This is a genomic window from Pseudomonas arsenicoxydans (assembly GCF_006438915.1).
GTDB classification, from domain to species: Bacteria; Pseudomonadota; Gammaproteobacteria; order Pseudomonadales; family Pseudomonadaceae; genus Aquipseudomonas; species Aquipseudomonas arsenicoxydans_A.
Genome location: NZ_RCZE01000001.1, coordinates 504186 through 521525, shown reverse-complemented (window position 1 = coordinate 521525; position 17340 = coordinate 504186). Strand labels below are relative to the sequence as shown.

Sequence of the window (17340 nt, the reverse complement as noted above, 5' to 3'; positions counted from 1 at the left end):
CTACCGGGTCGTGGTTACCACCGGCTCAAGGGAACCTCCAAAAGTGATAAAAAAGATCCTGATCGCCAACCGTGGTGAGATTGCCGTACGAATCGTGCGTGCCTGCGCCGAGATGGGCATTCGCTCGGTCGCGATCTATTCCGACGCCGACCGTCATGCCTTGCATGTGAAGCGCGCGGACGAGGCCCACAGCATCGGTGCCGAGCCATTGGCTGGCTACCTGAATGCGCGAAAACTGGTGAACCTGGCGGTGGAAACCGGTTGTGATGCGTTGCATCCCGGCTACGGATTCCTCTCGGAAAACGCTGAACTGGCCGATATCTGCGCAGAGCGCGGCATCAAGTTCATTGGTCCATCGGCTGAAGTCATACGCCGCATGGGCGACAAGACTGAAGCCCGCCGCAGCATGATCAAGGCCGGCGTGCCGGTCACGCCGGGCACCGAAGGCAACGTCGCGGACATCGCCGAAGCCTTGGTCGAAGGCGACCGTATTGGTTACCCGGTGATGCTCAAGGCAACCTCCGGTGGTGGTGGTCGTGGTATCCGTCGCTGCGACAGCCGCGAAGAACTCGAACAAGCGTTCCCTCGCGTGATCTCGGAAGCCACCAAGGCATTCGGCTCGGCAGAAGTGTTCCTGGAAAAATGCATCGTCAATCCAAAGCACATCGAAGCGCAGATTCTCGGCGACAGCTTCGGCAACGTGGTGCACCTGTTCGAGCGTGATTGCTCGATCCAGCGACGCAACCAGAAACTGATCGAGATCGCCCCGAGCCCACAACTGACCCCGGAACAGCGCGCCTACATCGGTGATCTGTCAGTGCGTGCAGCCAAGGCCGTGGGTTACGAGAATGCCGGTACCGTGGAGTTCCTGCTCGCCGAGGGCGAGGTGTACTTCATGGAGATGAACACCCGGGTGCAGGTGGAACACACCATCACCGAAGAAATCACCGGCATCGACATCGTGCGTGAGCAGATCCGCATCGCGTCCGGCCTGCCACTTTCGGTGAAACAGGAAGACATCCAGCACCGCGGTTTTGCGTTGCAGTTCCGGATCAACGCCGAAGACCCGAAAAACAACTTCCTGCCGAGCTTCGGCAAGATCACCCGTTATTACGCGCCCGGCGGTCCAGGCGTGCGGACCGACACGGCGATCTACACCGGTTACACCATTCCACCGTTCTACGACTCCATGTGCCTGAAACTGGTGGTGTGGGCGCTGACCTGGGAAGAGGCGATGGACCGTGGCTTGCGCGCCCTCGACGACATGCGTCTGCAAGGGGTCAAGACCACCGCCGCGTACTACCAGGAAATCCTGCGAAACCCGGAATTCCGTAGCGGCCAGTTCAACACCAGCTTCGTTGAAAGCCACCCTGAACTGACCAACTACTCGATCAAGCGCAAACCCGAAGAGCTGGCCCTGGCCATCGCCGCCGCCATCGCCGCCCACGCAGGCCTGTGAGGAATATAACAATGAGCAAGCAAATCCACGTTACCGACACAATCCTGCGCGACGCCCACCAATCGCTGCTCGCCACCCGTATGCGCACTGAAGACATGCTGCCGATCTGCGACAAGCTCGACAAAGTCGGCTACTGGTCGCTGGAATGCTGGGGCGGCGCAACCTTCGACGCCTGCGTCCGCTTCCTCAAAGAAGACCCGTGGGAGCGTCTGCGCCAACTGCGCGCGGCGCTGCCTAACACGCGTCTGCAAATGCTTCTGCGTGGCCAGAACCTGCTGGGCTACCGCCACTACAGTGACGACGTGGTCAGAGCCTTCGTCGCCAAGGCCGCGGTTAACGGCATCGACGTGTTCCGCATCTTCGACGCCATGAACGACGTGCGTAACCTGCGCGTGGCCATCGAAGCGGTAAAAGCGGCCGGCAAACACGCTCAGGGCACCATCGCTTACACCACCAGCCCGGTGCACACCATCGACGCGTTCGTGGCGCAAGCCAGACAAATGGAAGCCATGGGTTGCGACTCGGTGGCGATCAAGGACATGGCCGGCCTGCTGACGCCATACGCCACGGGCGAATTGGTCAATGCGTTGAAATCCGAGCAGTCGTTGCCAGTGTTCATTCACTCGCACGATACCTCTGGCATGGCCACCATGTGCCAACTCAAAGCTATCGAAAACGGCGCCGATCACATCGACACCGCGATCTCCAGCTTCGCATCCGGCACCAGCCACCCAGGCACCGAGTCGATGGTTGCGGCCCTTAAAGGCACCGAGTTCGACACCGGCCTGAACCTGGAACTGCTGCAAGAGATCGGCCTGTACTTCTACGCCGTGCGTAAGAAGTACCACCAGTTCGAAAGCGAATTCACCGCCGTCGACACCCGTGTTCAAGTCAACCAGGTACCGGGCGGGATGATTTCCAACCTGGCCAACCAGTTGAAAGAGCAGGGCGCCCTGAACCGCATGGCCGAGGTGCTGGCAGAAATCCCGCGGGTTCGTGAAGACCTCGGCTTCCCGCCGCTGGTTACCCCGACCTCGCAAATCGTTGGCACTCAGGCGTTCTTCAACGTGTTGGCCGGCGAGCGCTACAAGACCATTACCAACGAAGTGAAGCTCTACCTGCAAGGCGGCTACGGCAAGGCGCCAGGCACCGTGAACGAACAACTGCGTCGCCAGGCCATCGGTAGCGAAGAAGTGATCGACGTTCGTCCAGCCGATCTGCTGAAGCCGGAAATGACCAAACTGCGTGCTGAAATCGGCGCTGTGGCCAAGTCCGAAGAAGACGTGCTGACTTACGCCATGTTCCCGGACATCGGTCGCAAGTTCCTCGAAGAACGCGCTGCCGGCACCCTGACACCTGAAGTGCTGCTGCCGATTCCAGAAGCCGGCGGCGTGGCCTCGGCCGGTGGCGAAGGCGTGCCGACCGAGTTCGTCATCGACGTCCACGGTGAAACCTACCGCGTCGACATCACCGGTGTCGGCGTGAAGGCGGAAGGCAAGCGTCACTTCTACCTGTCCATCGATGGCATGCCGGAAGAAGTGGTGTTCGAACCGCTCAACGAATTCGTCAGCGGCGGCAGCAGCAAGCGCAAGCAAGCCACCGCGCCGGGTCACGTCAGCACCACCATGCCGGGCAACATCGTCGATGTGCTGGTCAAGGAAGGCGACACCGTGAAAGCAGGGCAAGCCGTGCTGATCACCGAAGCGATGAAGATGGAAACCGAAGTCCAATCAGCCATCGCCGGCAAAGTCACCGCCATCCACGTGGCCAAGGGCGACCGGGTGAACCCGGGCGAAATCCTGATCGAGATCGAAGGCTGATTTAACAGCCTCGATACAACGCTTTAAACCTCGGGGGGGCATGTGCTCCCCTTTTTTTTTGCCTGTACATGATCCACCTCGACCCCCGTTGGAGCAGAGCTTGCTCGCGATGGCGGTGGAACAGGCTGCACTGATGGCGATAGAACCACCGCTTTCGCGAGCAAGCTCTGCTCCTACAGGGATTGTGGTGTCAGTCGTTAATCAGAACGCCATCCGCCACTGACCCATGACACCGTGATTGCGGCTGTCACTGCCGATCTCACCGCTGAGGCCAACGCCTACGCTGTGACTGGCCGAAACCCCAAGATCCAAGCCGGCATCCACTAGCAGGCTGTTGCGATCCAACTCCGCACCGTAAACGGTGTAGTTGTTGCCGCCAGTGACCAGTCGTTGGCGCGTGGAAGTGTAGGTGTCACCGTAAGTGTGTTTCCACCCGGCACTGAATCGTGGCGTCAGGCGCATACCGTTATCCAGGGTTTCGACTTTCGCCAGCCTCAGGCCGAAAGTGCTGTTCAGGTTGCTTTGGGCTTGCTCATGGACTTTCAACGCCGCCGCTCCACCTTTTTCGGTGTAGCCATCGCGCTGATAGCGCTGGAACCCAAGGCTGGCAAACGGCTCGATGCTGACATTGGCTCGGCCCAGGTTGTATCCCACTTCAGCGAAAGCTTGCTGGGTGCTGGCGTCATAACGACCTTTCGGGCGGTCACTGAAACCTGTGAAAGCTACCCGGCGTGCTGTGCTGCCGTCGTGATTGCTATAAGTCGCGCCCAGCCGAAACGACATCGGGCCGTTCTGCCGCAATGCATAGGCACCCAAGTGCCAGCTGTCGAGATCGCCATCGAGTTCGCGGCTATCCAGTTGAGTCCGTGATTTGCCGCCCATCACCCCCAGGCGCCATTCCTCGTCGATGTTCCAATCCGCGCCAATGAGCAGGCCTTTGGTCGAATGTTGCATGGGCTCAATATCGCGATCCAGTTTTCCGCCGTGGCCGAGTGCCTGCAGCCAGAGCCGGCCATTGTCTTCGCTGCCGGCCGCCACCCGTGGTGCATTATTGCGCGCGCGCAGGTTGTCGGTGCCCAATTGGCGCATGGACGAGAGCACGCTGGTGCTGACCGGATCGACACTGCTCAAGGTTGCTTTGGCGAGGTTCGCATTACCGGAGCCGGCCAGTTGCTCGAGGGCGTATGAGGCGGTTTCTTTGTCGGCGGCGAGTAGGGCAGTGATAGCGGCATTCGTCGTAGTGGACGGTTGCTGCGCAGTGCCGGAAGTGTCCGCGACGGCGGGTGGTTGTGGTGTGATGCCGGTAGTGTCCGCGACGGCGATTGGTTCTTGTGACGTGCTGGATGTATCGGCGGCGGTGAATGGTTCTGGAACCGGGGCGGGAGTGTTAGCGCTTGAGGTCGCTGCCACTTCGTCGATGTCGGTGTTCACGCGGTCAGAAGGTACATGAGCTTCGAAGATGTGTTGTGGCTTGTCGATATTTTTTGAGAACTCCCGTCCGTTGTCGGAAGTGGCGAGACTCTCGAAAGGCACGCTGTTACGGGTGAAGGTCAGACCGACATTCTTTTTGTTGTACTGAAGGACGGGGTCCATGAAGGCCAGATCATTGAGGACTTTACCGAATTCGCCTTCGACCTTTTTAGCCTCGATGACGGTGTGCTGGCTGCTTTGCGGGTAATCGCCCGGCATGGTGACGATTTTCAGCGTCGAGCCGCCCAGGCTGGCGGTGCCGCCGACCTTGATGGTTTCTCCTGGGCCATCAGGATTGACCTCGTAGACCACTACGCCCGTTTCGGAAAGATTCAAATCGCCTCTGACCTTTGGGGCGCCGTGCAATCTGTTGACGTTGACCTGGCCGTGTACGTTCAGGCTGCCGACGGTGCCTTGGCCCGCGAAAGTGCCACCTTCTTCGACGTCAACACTGCCCCTGATTTCGCCATTGTTGAAGAACTGTCCGAGCGCAATCGCTCGGCCCAGGATCTTCCCATTGTTGGTCAGGGTGCTGTCCTTCAGCGCAACCACGCCATCTTTGAAATCGCTCTTGCTGGTCAGCGTCCATGAGCCCTGCGAGTTGAATAGGCCGGCGAAATTTCGTGTGTCTCCCAACTCGCCACCGTCAGAGGCATCAAGGTGTATGACGTTGATGCCTTTGCCGCCTTCAGCCCGGCCTTCGAAGCTGCCACCGTTCCTTACGATGATGAGGTCGTTGTCGTCTTTTCCTTTTATAACGTTCGGTGAGTCGATCACTTTGGTAACGGTGTTGTCAGCGTTATTCAAGGCTTGAAGAACAGCCAGCGGATCGCGTTTTGACTCAAGCCTCGGCAGCAAGGTTGCGTCGACGGGGGCTGTCGTTTCGGCTTGAGTAGACAGCTCTTGAGCCGTTGAAAATTCAGCACATCCCAGCGCCAGTGCAACGGCCAGCGCCAGGTGTTGTGGTCGGAACTTGTGTTGATCGGACATGGGTTTGGACTCTTTTGGTAGAAGTCCAAACTCTAAAAGGTGAAGAAATACCAGGATGCCGGGCATTTCCGGGCGCTTCGAAAGGCATAGAGACGTAGCGTGTAGCCGAATGAGCGGGAGGCTTCGAGCACCTCCGGTTTCACCCGGCCAACCGGCGTATTTCCCTACAACAATCCCGGAAGCTTCCGTTGGCGAAAACTCAGAAACTCATCTGCCACTGCCCGATCAACCCGTGATTGCGGCTGTTATTGCCGATCTGCCCGCTGTAACCCAGCCCCACTGACTGTCGCGCCGAGAGGCCCAGGTCCAGTCCGGCTTCCAGCACCAGGCTGTCGCGATCCAGCGAACTGCCGTCAACACTGAACGCTGTGCCCCCGACCAAAAACGCCTGCCGCGTCGAGTTGCTGACATCGCCATAGGTGTGTTTCCAGCCTGCGGTCATGCGTGGCGTCAGGCTCATGCCGTTGTTCAGAGTATTCAGGTGTGCCAGACGCAAGCCGAACGTGCTGCTGAAGTTGTCCTGGGTTTGCTCGTCGACTTGAAGCGCAGCTGACCCGCCTTTTTCCTGATAGCTGTCGCGGTGATAGCGCTGGTAGCCGAGGCTGGCGAAGGGTTCGGCGCTGAGGCGGCCGCTGCCCATCGCGTAGCCCAGTTCTGCGAAGGCTTGTTGGCTGTCGGCGTCGTAATCGCCTTTAGGTCGATCGCTGAAACCGTTGAAGGCGACGGTGCGTTTATTTTCACCTTGGTGATCGCTGTAAGCCGCGCCGAGGCGCAAGGCGTACGGGCCGCTTTGACGTAGCGCGTAGACGCCGGCGTGCCAGCTTTCGACGTTGCCGTCGGCGCCGGTGGCGTCCAGATCGGTCTTCGAGTAACCGCCGAGTACGCCCAGGCGCCATTGCGGATTTAACGCCCAATCGGCGCCGAGCACGCTGCCTTTGGTGCGCTGTTCCAGGCTGCTGCTGCCATGTTCACCGTCGAGCTTGCCGTAGCCGCCGATGACCTGCAGCCAGAGTCGGCCCTGCGCGTTCGGATCGTTGAGGTTGCGTGCTTCGGCGGGCACGCCGTTAGAGGCGAGTATCGGCGTATCGCGCTGATCGAGGCCGACCATTAATCCTGGACTGCCGCCCATTTGCTGCATGGCCGACAGCATGCTGCTACCGATCTGACTGCTGGCGCCGAGCGTGGCGCTGGTCAGGTTGGCGTTGCTGGCGCCGGCCAGTTGTTCGATGGCGCTACCGGCCGTGGCGTTGGTGGTGTTGAGCAGGGCGTTGTAGAGCGCGTTGTTTTTGCCCATCGAAGCCAGGCTGTTGGCCGCGCTGCTGCCGTTGCCCGTCAGTGCAAATTGATTGAAGGCAACGTCGTTGCGGGTGTAGATCAGGTCGACTTCGGTCGGTGTGTAAGCGAGCGTCGGTGTGAGGAATGCGTAATCGCTGGTGACGTTGCCGAAGGTGCCGTTGATACTTGCCGCTTGCAGCACGGTGTAGTGGCTTTGCCACGGATAAGTGCCGCTGCCGGGGTTTACCGCCAGGGTCGCGCCGTTGAGGTTAGCCACGCCGCCGACCTGGATCGGCGCACTGCTGCCATCGGCATTGACGCCGTAGGCCAGCGTCGAGCCGCTGCCCATGGTCAGGTCATGGGTGATGGTCGCGGTGCCGAGTTGACTGTTGGTGCGCAACGTACCGTTGACCCGCAAATTGCCCACCGAACCGCCGCCCGCATACACGCCGCCCGCGTCGACGGTCAGGGCGCCGGCGATGCCACCCTGGTTGATCAACGTCGCGCCGTTGCGCACTGCGCCACCGTCGCTGAAGTCACCGCTGCCGGTCAGGGTCCACGCGCCTTGTTTGACCTCCAGCCATTCGAAATTGCGACTGTCGCCGAAGCTGCCGCCCAACGCGTCATCCATCACCACGCGGTCAACACCGCTGCCGCCGTCGACCACGCCGACAAAGCGGCTGCCGTTGCGCAAGGTCAGGCTGTCATTGCCGCCACCCAGGTCCAGCGCGAGGCCGTTGCTGCCGCTGATCGTGCCGCCGTTGATTACACTGTCGGCGAACTCACCGACGAACTTCACACCGAACCCGTCGAGGCCTTGAATGGTGCCGAAGTTTTCAAGCGTGGTCGCTGCTACGCCCGAACCGCCGCTGCCATCGTCTACCAGAATGGCACTGTTGGCGCCGCTGATCAGTGCGTCTTTGGCGTTCAACACATAGCCGCCACCCAACGCGATGCCTTCACTGCCGTTGGCGAAACCGCCCTTGTCCACACCGCCCGCACCGACACCCTGAATGGTGCCGTAGTTTTCGATGTGGGCGAGTTTGTCGATGTCCACGCCATCGCCGTCACCGTTGGGTTGCAGGCCCGAGTAAGCGCCGGTGATGGTGCCGTGGTTGATCACCGTGCCGTCGCCATCGGAGCCATAACCCGAGCCGTTGCGACCGGTGACAGTCCCGTAGTTGACGAGCGTGGCGCCGAGGTCGGTGGTGATGCCGTGGCGGCCGCCGGAAATGTTGCCGTAGTTGGTCACCGTGACACCGGTCGCGGTGTCGATATCGATGCCGTCGAACTTCTCGTCGGCGTTGTGTGAGTCGCCGGTCGAGATCTCGCCATAGTTGGTGATCGTCGCGTTGGCGCCGGTCTTCATGCCGTCACTGGCGTCCCCGCGAATCAATCCGCCCGCGCGGTTGATGATCGTCGTTTTCACACCGTTGCTGCGCAACGCATCGAGGTCCAGGCCTTGGCCCGTCGTGGAGCGGATGATGCCGCTGTTGTCGATCAACAGGCTGCCGCTGGCGAAGTTGCTGTCGATGCGCAGGGCGTCGTTGAAGCCAAGGATCTGCCCGCCGGCGCGGTTGTAAATGCTGTAGTTGCGCGCTTGCGTCAGATCGCCGCTGCTGTCGATCGCACGGCCGCCGGTGGAAATAATCTTGCCCGCGTTATCGATCACCACGCCGACGCCGCTGGTGCCGTCCTTCAGACTCACTGCCTTGCCTGCGTTGGTGATGCTGCCCGGTACCGAGATCTTTAACGTGTCGCCGCCGCCGAGGGTTTGGGCGGTAGTGGTCGGCGTGTCGATTTGCACGTTTTTGAAAGGGGCGGCGAGGGTGCCGGTGCTGATCAGCAAAGCGATGCTGAACGCGAGACGCTGGGGCGAGAAGGGCATGAGTGGACAGCCTTTTTGTTATAAGCGGGCTGTGTTGTATAGCGGATGGTTTTTACAGAATGATGTCTGGGAGAAATGCATTCTTTTGCGTTTTTTCGGGAGATTGATTCATCTGTATGCAATTAAATGCAGGTTTAGAGTTTTGGTTCAGGCTTACACGCAATTTTTGTGGCAAGGCAGCAAGCTCCCTCGCCACAACCGTAGTCGCTTACCCGCGACACTCCGCCAACGTTTTCACCTGCCCCGAATCCGACTGGTTCTCGTCGCTCAACCAGCGCTCAAAGCCCGCGCCAATCGCCGGCCATTCCGAATCCAGAATCGAGTACCACGCCGTATCCCGGTTCTGCCCCTTGACCACCATGTGCTGACGGAACACGCCCTCAAAGCTGAAGCCCAAGCGCTCGGCCGCGTACTTGGAGCGGGCGTTGCCGTTGTTGCACTTCCATTCCAGGCGTCGATATCCCAGGGCAAACGACTCCTTGGCCAGCAGATAAACCGCCTCGGTACTTTTCGGTGAGCGCTGCATCGGTGCGCCGAACGTGACGTGGCCGATTTCGATTCGGCCCTGAGCCGGCACGATCGACATCAGGCTGAGAATGCCCTGCACCTCACCGCTTGCACGGTCGATCACGCTGAAGAAATACGGATCGTTATTGGCCGCATGGTTGTTCAGCCAATCGTTGAACACGCTGCGTTCCGGGAAAGGCCCGTACGGCAAATAGTCCCAGAGTTTTGGATCGGCACCGGGGCCTTGCAAGGCTTTGAATAAACCCTCGGCATGACGCGCCGGGTCAAGTTTTTCCAAGCGGATGAAACGCCCTTCGATGGTTTGAACCGACGGCGACGGGGCGCCTTTCCAGTCTGCGAGTGAAGTCGACATTGTGTTCTCCTTGAACCTTAAAGGGCTTTGCGAAACTGGATGAAACCGGGGCGTTCGGCGATGCGCTCGTAGAGCTGGATCGCGGTGGCATTGGTTTCGTGGGTCAACCAGTGGACTTTGCAGCAACCGTCCGCTTTTGCGGTGGCATAGACGAATTCGATCAGTTTGCGGCCAACGCCGGTGCCGCGGGTTTCTGGCGTTACCAGCAGGTCTTGAAGGTAGCAGGAGTTTTCGATGCTCCAGTTCGAACGATGGTAGATGAAGTTCACCATGCCGACGGCTTTGCCGTCGATCCACGCCAACGCCGAATGCGTCGTTTCAGTCGGGTCGAGCATGCGTTGCCAGGTGCTGTCAGTGACCGCCTCGGGCAAATCGGTGTTATAGAAGCGCAGGTAGGCTTGCCACAGCGGCAGCCAGGCGGCGTGGTCGTCGGCGCTGACTTGGCGAATTTCAATTTGACTCATGTTCATTTCCTTAACGCATCAAGTGGGCGAGGGCCTGATCGTGCACATCGGGGCTGGCGGCGAGCCCTTCGCGCACACCGGCGATGTCTTCGGCGCTGCGGTTCTGGCTGAGTTTGCGTTTGCCTTCCAGGCGCTGGATAGGCAGGGTAAACCCGACAATCGCCTTGAGCATGCCGTCGATGTAATCAGCGGGAGCGTCGGCGACCTTCCACGGCTGGGCGCGGCTGGCTTCGTGACGATCAGTCAACGCGCTGACCAGATTGAGCAGGCGCTCGGCGTCGGTGAAGACGTCGGCGGTGCCGTAGGCGTGTACCGCGACGTAGTTCCAGGTCGGCACGACTTTGCCGTGCTCGGCTTTGCTCGGATAAAAACCGGGACTGACGTAAGCATCGGCACCGGCAAAGATCACCAGCGCTTCAGCGCCGTTCTGCAATTCCTTCCACTGAGGATTGGCCCGGGCGAAGTGGCCGTAGAGGATGCCATTCGGACCTTCGTCAGGTTTGAACAACAGTGGCAGATGACTGGCTTGCAGGCCTTGTTCGCCGTGGGTCACCACCATGGCGAGGCGGGTGCCGAGGATCTGCTGGCGCAGTTCATCCAAATCGTTGATGGCAAAGCTGCTGGGGTTGTACATGGATATATCCCTTGGCGAATGCCTCCATCCTAGGCAGGCTATTGGTCTGTTGTAAGAGCCATTAATGACCAATTTCATAGGTCCATTGCCATGACCGATGCGCCGCTTTCCTTGTCGTTCAACCCTGCCGGTATCGAACTGGATCGCCGTCAGGGCCTGAGTCGTCAGCTCTATCAAGCCTTGCGCTTGCGAGTGCTGGACGGACGACTGGCCAGCGGCACGCGATTACCGGCCAGTCGCGATCTGGCGGCAGCGCTGGCGATCTCTCGCAACAGCGTCGTGCGAGCCTACGATCAGCTCTATGCCGAGGGGTTTATCGAAGGGCGTGTGGGTGACGGGACTTACGTCGCTCAACTGCCCCCAACCTCGGTACCCGCCAAAAAATTATCCACAAAAGTATCCACAGGGTTGTCAACAGGGTTATCCACAGCCTTATCCACAAATTGGCTGGATTTACCTGTAATTTCATCCAGTAAAGTTATCCACAACGGCGCGTTGGGGCGCGTTGAAAAGAACCATTTGGCTCTGCCGCCGAGTGGGCCGCCGCGTGCCTTTCGGGTCGGCGTGCCGGCATTTGATCTGTTTCCTTTCGAGGTCTGGGCCAAGCTGAATGCGGCTTTCTGGCGTAAGCCGGATTTGCAGCAGTTGTGTTATGGCGACCCGGCGGGCGATGAGCGCCTGCGTGGAATGATTGCCGCCTATCTGCGCAGTTCACGCGGCATGCAGTGTTCGGCTGAGCAAATAGTGATCACCAGTGGTGCGCAGCAGGGGATTAGCCTTTGTGCACAGCTGCTGGTGGAGCCCGGCGATGGGGTGGCGATCGAGAATCCGGGGTATCGGGCGGCGGGTCATGCATTCGCTGTGGCCGGTGCGCGATTGCACGGCGTGGCAGTGGACAGCGAGGGCATCGACTGCCAGGAATTGACCGCACTCAGGGATTGCCGCCTGGCGTATGTCACGCCGTCGCATCAATACCCGACCGGGGTGGTCATGAGCCTCGCGCGGCGCCTGGAATTGCTGGCCTGGGCTGAGCGCACCCAAGGCTGGATTGTCGAAGATGACTACGATGGCGAGTATCGTTACAGCGGCGCGCCACTGGCACCGTTGGCGGCACTCGACCGACAGGGGCGGGTGTTGTACGTCGGGACGTTTGGCAAGGTCGCCTTCCCGGCACTGCGTCTCGGTTATCTGGTGCTGCCGCCGGCGCTGGTGCAGGCATTCTCTCAACGGCGGGCGGTGGACGTCCGGCATTCCGAAGTCAGCACTCAAGCGGTGATGGCCGAGTTCATGGCTGCCGGGCACTTTCAGCGACACATCCGTCGCATGCGCCGCGCGGCCCTGAGCCGGCGTAATACGTTGATGGCCGGTTGGCCGCAGGGCATTCCCGGCGTTGGCAGCCTGCCGAGTGTCGCGGCAGGGCTGCATTTGACGGTGGCGGTCGACTCCCAAGCGCGGGAGCAAGAATTGGTGGAAAAAGCCGCCAGCGTCGAGGTCGAGATCAACGCCTTGAGCAGTTACTGGTTGCCAGATTCGCAAACACCGGCAGACGAGCGCGCGGGTCTGGTCCTCGGATTTGCGGCGGTGCCCGAGACCGCGATCATCGAAGCGCTCGGGCGCCTGGAAAAAGTCTGGCGTTGAGGCTGAAGCCTCAGGTCGTGGCCTGAGGTTCCAAGTCTAAAAAAAGTTTGCGTAGATCAGGTTCGACTATTTTTCGCAGAACGTAGTCGATGGGCTTGAGGGTGGGTAACACCTCTTTCAATTCAGGCTTGAGCGTCTGCAGATAGTCATCCGAGATCTTTAAATGAGCGGCCGTGGGGTTATCCGCTGGGCCCTTGAGGGTCTTGTAGTGGAAATGCGCTACCCATAACGCTGCGTTGTTGTTTGTTTTGTCGAGAATCCGGTATTCCTGAAAGAAGTCGCCCTGCTGTTTGGTCTGGATTCGCCCTCGGTTGTCGCGGCGGATTTCTATCTGTTTGTTGTCCTGCATCCATCTGAAAGTGCTTTGTATGGGCTTGCGCTGTTTGTACAGGTTCGCCCGAACACTGATGCCTTCGTTGCGCAACCGCTTCGCCGCCTCACGCAGCTCAAGCCCAAGGTCGGCGACTGGCGGCGGGTTGCCATTGGCACGCCTGAGTCGGATCAGCGCCTGATCCACAGCGTCGGCACTCTGTTCCAGCTTCAATGCCTGTTGATCGAACATCTCCTGCATTTCGACGGGTATGCGTTTGGGGCGCAACGCGTCCTTGCGTGTGCGCTCGATAAAGCTGTTGGTGCCCAGGTTCAGTTCAAGACCGGCCTCTACGATCTCCATATCCCCCAGCTCGGGGGCAGGCAGTGGGTGGTTGGCTGGGATGAACGGCTTGAGGGGGGCCTCTGCCGGTTTTGGCGCGTCATTTTTGCCGGGATCGCGGGGGCGGGACTTGCTCACTTTGACGGGCGCACGCGAGGTAGTTGGGCGTACGCGTGCTGCCGGTGTTTGCAAGTCCTGCAGTTCATCTTCCGGCAACAATTGTTGTAGCCGCTCATGGGCCAGTTGGGCGAACTCGCTGATCAGGCTGCGCAAATGATCGAGTTGAGGCTGATTGAAGAGGTCGGGGTAAGTCCCGGGTAACTCTTGAATTCGCTGATCGGCATCGGCGAAGACCTCGACGAGGTTGCCCAACACTTCAACAGGGCTCTCTGGATCAGTGGCGACGGAAGGTGCTTTTATGAGGTCCGCGATCTCATGCGCACCTTGGCTGGCGTTCTTGAGAATGCTGCCGATGGTGTTACGGGCTTCAGGCATCGTTGAACTGGCCTGCTCTTGAATGCAGAGCTCCTGGGCCATGCTGATCTCGTTGGCTTTAAGTTGCAGGGCCGTGAACGACGGCATGAGCCGGGCGACCTCCAGGGCTTTAGTGATGCCCGGTCTACCCGCCGCCTGCATGCCTTGAAGTGTGGTGGTCGAGAGGCTCAGTTTGTCGACCATCTGGTGGCTCAGGTCGGTTGCCAATGAAATCTTTTCAACGTAAGCCTGCCGTGTTAACACATCCGATTGTGAATCTTGCATGACCTGAGTGGCCTGGATGTATTGATACTTTTTTACCGTGAACCATAACGACAGGTGCTTTTGCAGTTCGGTGCTCAGGCGAAGCAAGTCGTAGGTGTAACCCGCCGTGCCACCGAGATCACGCCATTCACGCAACTGGCCTAGCGCCTGCTGATACGCCTGGATCATTCCCTCCAGTTTCTCTGCGTACAGTTTGGACAACGGATCATAGACATCGGACTGGGCGGCCAGCATGTCGTCCTGTGCTTTTTTCAGCGCGGCCTTCTTGGCTTCTTCCTCTGACTTGAACGTCTGAAGTGTGTTTTCAAGTTCGTGTTTACGATGTTCGTTGACCGCTTTCAGGGTCTTGAGACGACTTTTCGGCCCTCCACCGCGCAAGCGCAAACGCAGATCAAGCACCCACTCGCCTTTGTGATTGTGAACCAGTAGCGGACCCAGCCTGGCGTGGTCATCGGGGTATACGATGTTGATTTGCTCCTCCCCGTCCACCGCGATGTTGAACCAGCGGTGAGCAACCTGCGCGTAGGTTTTTTCGTTGAGCTGGTAAAGGTGGGGCGCGACTTCATTTATTGTGTTCAGTTCTTCATGGGCAAGATCAGGCGCGTCGACGCTGAGCGTGTCGAGGTAGATGCCCAGCGCCGTGGGTGTGCGTCGCGGGACTGAGCCCGCGATCTCAAGGGAGCTGCAATGCTTCAATGGAAGCTCTGCGGCGAGTGTGCTCGGGTTCAGCGTGACGACGGTTGGCAAAGGCTCAGGACGAGACACTTCAGTGCTGTGCAACTTTCGTGGTTTGCTCGATAAGGCTTTGCGCCGCATCACCGCGTGATGGCTCAGGATGATGCCCACGGTCAGTAGAATATCCGCCATCGATGTCCACTCAATGAGGCTGTCTTCTTTGTTTCGGGCATCGATTGCCTGCTGTAATTCGTTGATGGTTTGCCACAGCCAGACAGCCGTACCGACCGTACCACTGAGAAAATTCGTGGTGACGTTGAATAACGCCCAACTGCTGTCTTTGAGCAAGCTCCAGCGCCGTTCCGCATTGGATTGTGACTGGCGGTCAGCCAACTCGACCAACCCTTGTGCGTTGCTCTTGAACAGGGCAGTCATGATGTTGCCGCTGACCTCAGCGCTTTTTAGAACGACGCGCCCGAAACGATCGATGCGTTGCAACGGATTGACTGACTGCTCCGCCACCAGCCAAGGAGACGGCAAGCCCGTCGGGAAGACGTATTGGGCGTACTCGAAACTCAGCGCCGCGTCGGGCAGCCAGGCCAACACCGAGTCCCTGAGATCGCCGGGTTGGTGCAGTGCGTAAAGCAGGTTCTGTCGAGACGGAAACTGCAGCAGTGGTTGATCCAGCATCGGACGATAGAGCAGGCAAGGACCGTCCTCTGCATCGCGAGGGCTGATGATGAACATGTTCGCGACCGTGTCACTGGAACTGATCAGGCGGTGTTGTGGCGTCATCGTCAGGGGGTAGAGGGCGATGGATGGCGTCGTATCCGGGACGGGATCAAACAGTTCGCAAATGTATTGATAGCCTTGCTCATCGATCCCGCCTTCGCGTTTGACCTTGCCCTCAAGCGCGGTCAGCGGCAGTAGCCAACGCAGTTGTTCGCGGTAAAAATTTTCCTGACGACGGGACTCGACAGGATCATCAATCAGCGTGCGCTTGATCATGTCGGGATAGGCCTCACCGATATTGACGCGTGCCGAAACGGTGGTGAGGAACGCCGGTGTGAGCCAACCCGGCACCGGCTGATGGTGTTTGAAGGATAGGGTAGCGAGGTAGGGCGCCTCGTTTTCCAAGGCATAGTCGGCGAGCGTTTCGATGCGTCGATCAAGAGGGTTGGGCAGCATGAGGTTATCGACGGTAAAACTGTTGGTGATGTTGATCTGCAGTTCATCCAGCGCAAGAAGGGCGGCACCGACAGCGTGGGGGTCCGCGATGATTGCCTCACGCATCAGGCGCTGTGCGTAGTCAGAGGGGGACGGTATCTCGTCCCGGGTTGCCTTAATGTCGGGTTGGCGATACAGATTGCCTAGCCCGGACAGGTAGCGACTGTAATCTTGCATGTCGCGGGTCGATGCGTTGTGCAGCCATTCGGGGATTGCCGCGACGAGTTGATTGAGTCGCGCCTGCTCCAGCGTGTCGGGCCCGGTGTCGGACTCCACGTCATCGTCAAAGGGTGTCTCAAGTAATCTCAGCGACGCTATGCCGTCGAGTTGCGATGACACCAGCGCCCAGGCCATGTGATCAAAGACATTGCCCTGCGGCTCGTAGAGCCGCCATTCCATGGCGCGCCCTTGCAGTTGGTCGGCCAGGCGAGCGGGGAGCGATTCGCCCAACTGAGTCATTGAGCTGAATGACTCATAACCCTGGTCGATCGTGTACATCGTGAGCAGTTCACGCTGGCGATACGTCGCCTTGAGGATCAGCGCGCCACCGATGAGCAGATGGCTGGCGACATCATTCTCCAGCGTATCGATGTCGATCAGGCAGGCCTGGATCGATGACCAATCGAGGTCCACATTTTTTCGTGTGGCCTTGTCCGGGTCTTTGAACACTTCCCGCGCCATCGCGCATTCACTGGCATCCCAGCCTTTGACTTTTTGCACGTTCAGGGCCTTGCGCAGCGAGTCGGACAGTTCCTCCCAGTGAGCGTTTTGTTTTCCCTGACCGTTCCAGAAGTCCAGCTGACGGGCTTGAAACTCGACGAACAGCAAGGGCGCCAAGTCGTTGAGCAGCCCGGCAATCTCTTCGATGCTGACGGCCAGGTGAACGGAGTTGATGCCGGCGGGCTCATAGGTGAGGAAGTGTTCGCCTTCGAGGTAGTTGGCGTTGGCTCCATTAAATCCCTGGCGAATCAGCGCATGCGTGAGGGATTCGAAATCGATCGGCCCTGCATCGACATGATTGTTCATTACCCGCCATCGAGGCGTGGCGACGAGTGCTTTGTCGGGGTCCAGATCCAGCGTTGCGTATAACGCTTTGAAGCCTTGGCGTAGCAGGTGTGAAGCGACTTCGTTGAGCGTCGGGCCATGGCTGGTCTGGCTGACCAGATCACTTTTTTCTTTGAGCGGCGATGTGACGTCGGGCAGGTTACTGTCGGGCATGATCGTTACCTTTGATGCGGTTTTCAGGACTGGCGAGCGCGTCCTGGTGATGCAACGAAGGTAGGCCGATGTCAGTTGCGACCTGCGGTAATTAAATATCGCCGCAAAGAAGACCCGCTCATGGCGTAATGCTGTTCACTTAAGACAATCTTCAGTCGAGTAAGAACCCTGTGGCGAGGGGGCTTGCCCCCGTTCGGCTGCGAAGCAGTCGCAAAACCGGACAACTCGGTTTGTCTGAACGGACGCTGAGGGCCGCTTCGCAGCCCAACGGGGGCAAGCCCCCTCGCCACA

9 protein-coding genes are annotated in these 17340 nt (G+C 59.3%); 3 read left to right on the top strand and 6 right to left on the bottom strand.

Annotated elements, in window-relative coordinates; genetic code table 11:
* Positions 1 to 43: 43 nt before the first annotated feature.
* Together EAH78_RS02370 and oadA are read left to right on the top strand one after the other, a co-directional pair.
* On the top strand, positions 44 to 1459 hold the full coding sequence (locus EAH78_RS02370) for an acetyl-CoA carboxylase biotin carboxylase subunit (protein WP_046030798.1): 1416 nt from the start codon (positions 44 to 46) through the stop codon (positions 1457 to 1459).
* A gap of 11 nt (positions 1460 to 1470) precedes the next feature.
* A complete protein-coding gene (gene oadA / locus EAH78_RS02365) occupies positions 1471 to 3279 on the top strand; it encodes a sodium-extruding oxaloacetate decarboxylase subunit alpha (RefSeq protein ID WP_140665017.1) in 1809 nt (602 codons plus the stop codon).
* A gap of 201 nt (positions 3280 to 3480) precedes the next feature.
* Here the strand turns inward: oadA and EAH78_RS02360 are convergent, their stop codons facing one another.
* The 5 genes from EAH78_RS02360 to EAH78_RS02340 all read right to left on the bottom strand — a co-directional run bounded on the left by EAH78_RS02360 (position 3481) and on the right by EAH78_RS02340 (position 10880).
* Positions 3481 to 5739, bottom strand: a complete 2259-nt coding sequence (locus EAH78_RS02360) for an autotransporter outer membrane beta-barrel domain-containing protein (RefSeq protein ID WP_140665014.1) — start codon at positions 5737 to 5739, stop codon at positions 3481 to 3483.
* A gap of 199 nt (positions 5740 to 5938) precedes the next feature.
* Positions 5939 to 8902: an autotransporter outer membrane beta-barrel domain-containing protein gene (locus EAH78_RS02355; RefSeq protein WP_140665009.1), complete on the bottom strand. Its 2964-nt coding sequence runs from the start codon at positions 8900 to 8902 to the stop codon at positions 5939 to 5941.
* Between the two features lie 208 nt (positions 8903 to 9110).
* On the bottom strand, positions 9111 to 9782 hold the full coding sequence (locus tag EAH78_RS02350) for a GNAT family N-acetyltransferase (RefSeq protein WP_140665006.1): 672 nt from the start codon (positions 9780 to 9782) through the stop codon (positions 9111 to 9113).
* A 17-nt stretch (positions 9783 to 9799) separates the two neighbouring features.
* Positions 9800 to 10246, bottom strand: a complete 447-nt coding sequence (locus EAH78_RS02345) for a GNAT family N-acetyltransferase (protein ID WP_140665003.1) — start codon at positions 10244 to 10246, stop codon at positions 9800 to 9802.
* Between the two features lie 10 nt (positions 10247 to 10256).
* On the bottom strand, positions 10257 to 10880 hold the full coding sequence (locus EAH78_RS02340; protein ID WP_140665000.1) for an FMN-binding negative transcriptional regulator: 624 nt from the start codon (positions 10878 to 10880) through the stop codon (positions 10257 to 10259).
* Between the two features lie 90 nt (positions 10881 to 10970).
* Here EAH78_RS02340 and EAH78_RS02335 point away from each other — a divergent pair, with 90 nt between their 5' ends.
* On the top strand, positions 10971 to 12518 hold the full coding sequence (locus EAH78_RS02335) for a PLP-dependent aminotransferase family protein (RefSeq protein ID WP_140664997.1): 1548 nt from the start codon (positions 10971 to 10973) through the stop codon (positions 12516 to 12518).
* Positions 12519 to 12528: 10 nt separating this feature from the next.
* On the opposite strand, the gene EAH78_RS02330 is transcribed toward EAH78_RS02335, so the two are convergent.
* A complete protein-coding gene (locus EAH78_RS02330; RefSeq protein WP_140664994.1) occupies positions 12529 to 17049 on the bottom strand; it encodes a dermonecrotic toxin domain-containing protein in 4521 nt (1506 codons plus the stop codon).
* Between the last annotated feature and the right edge of the window lie 291 nt (positions 17050 to 17340).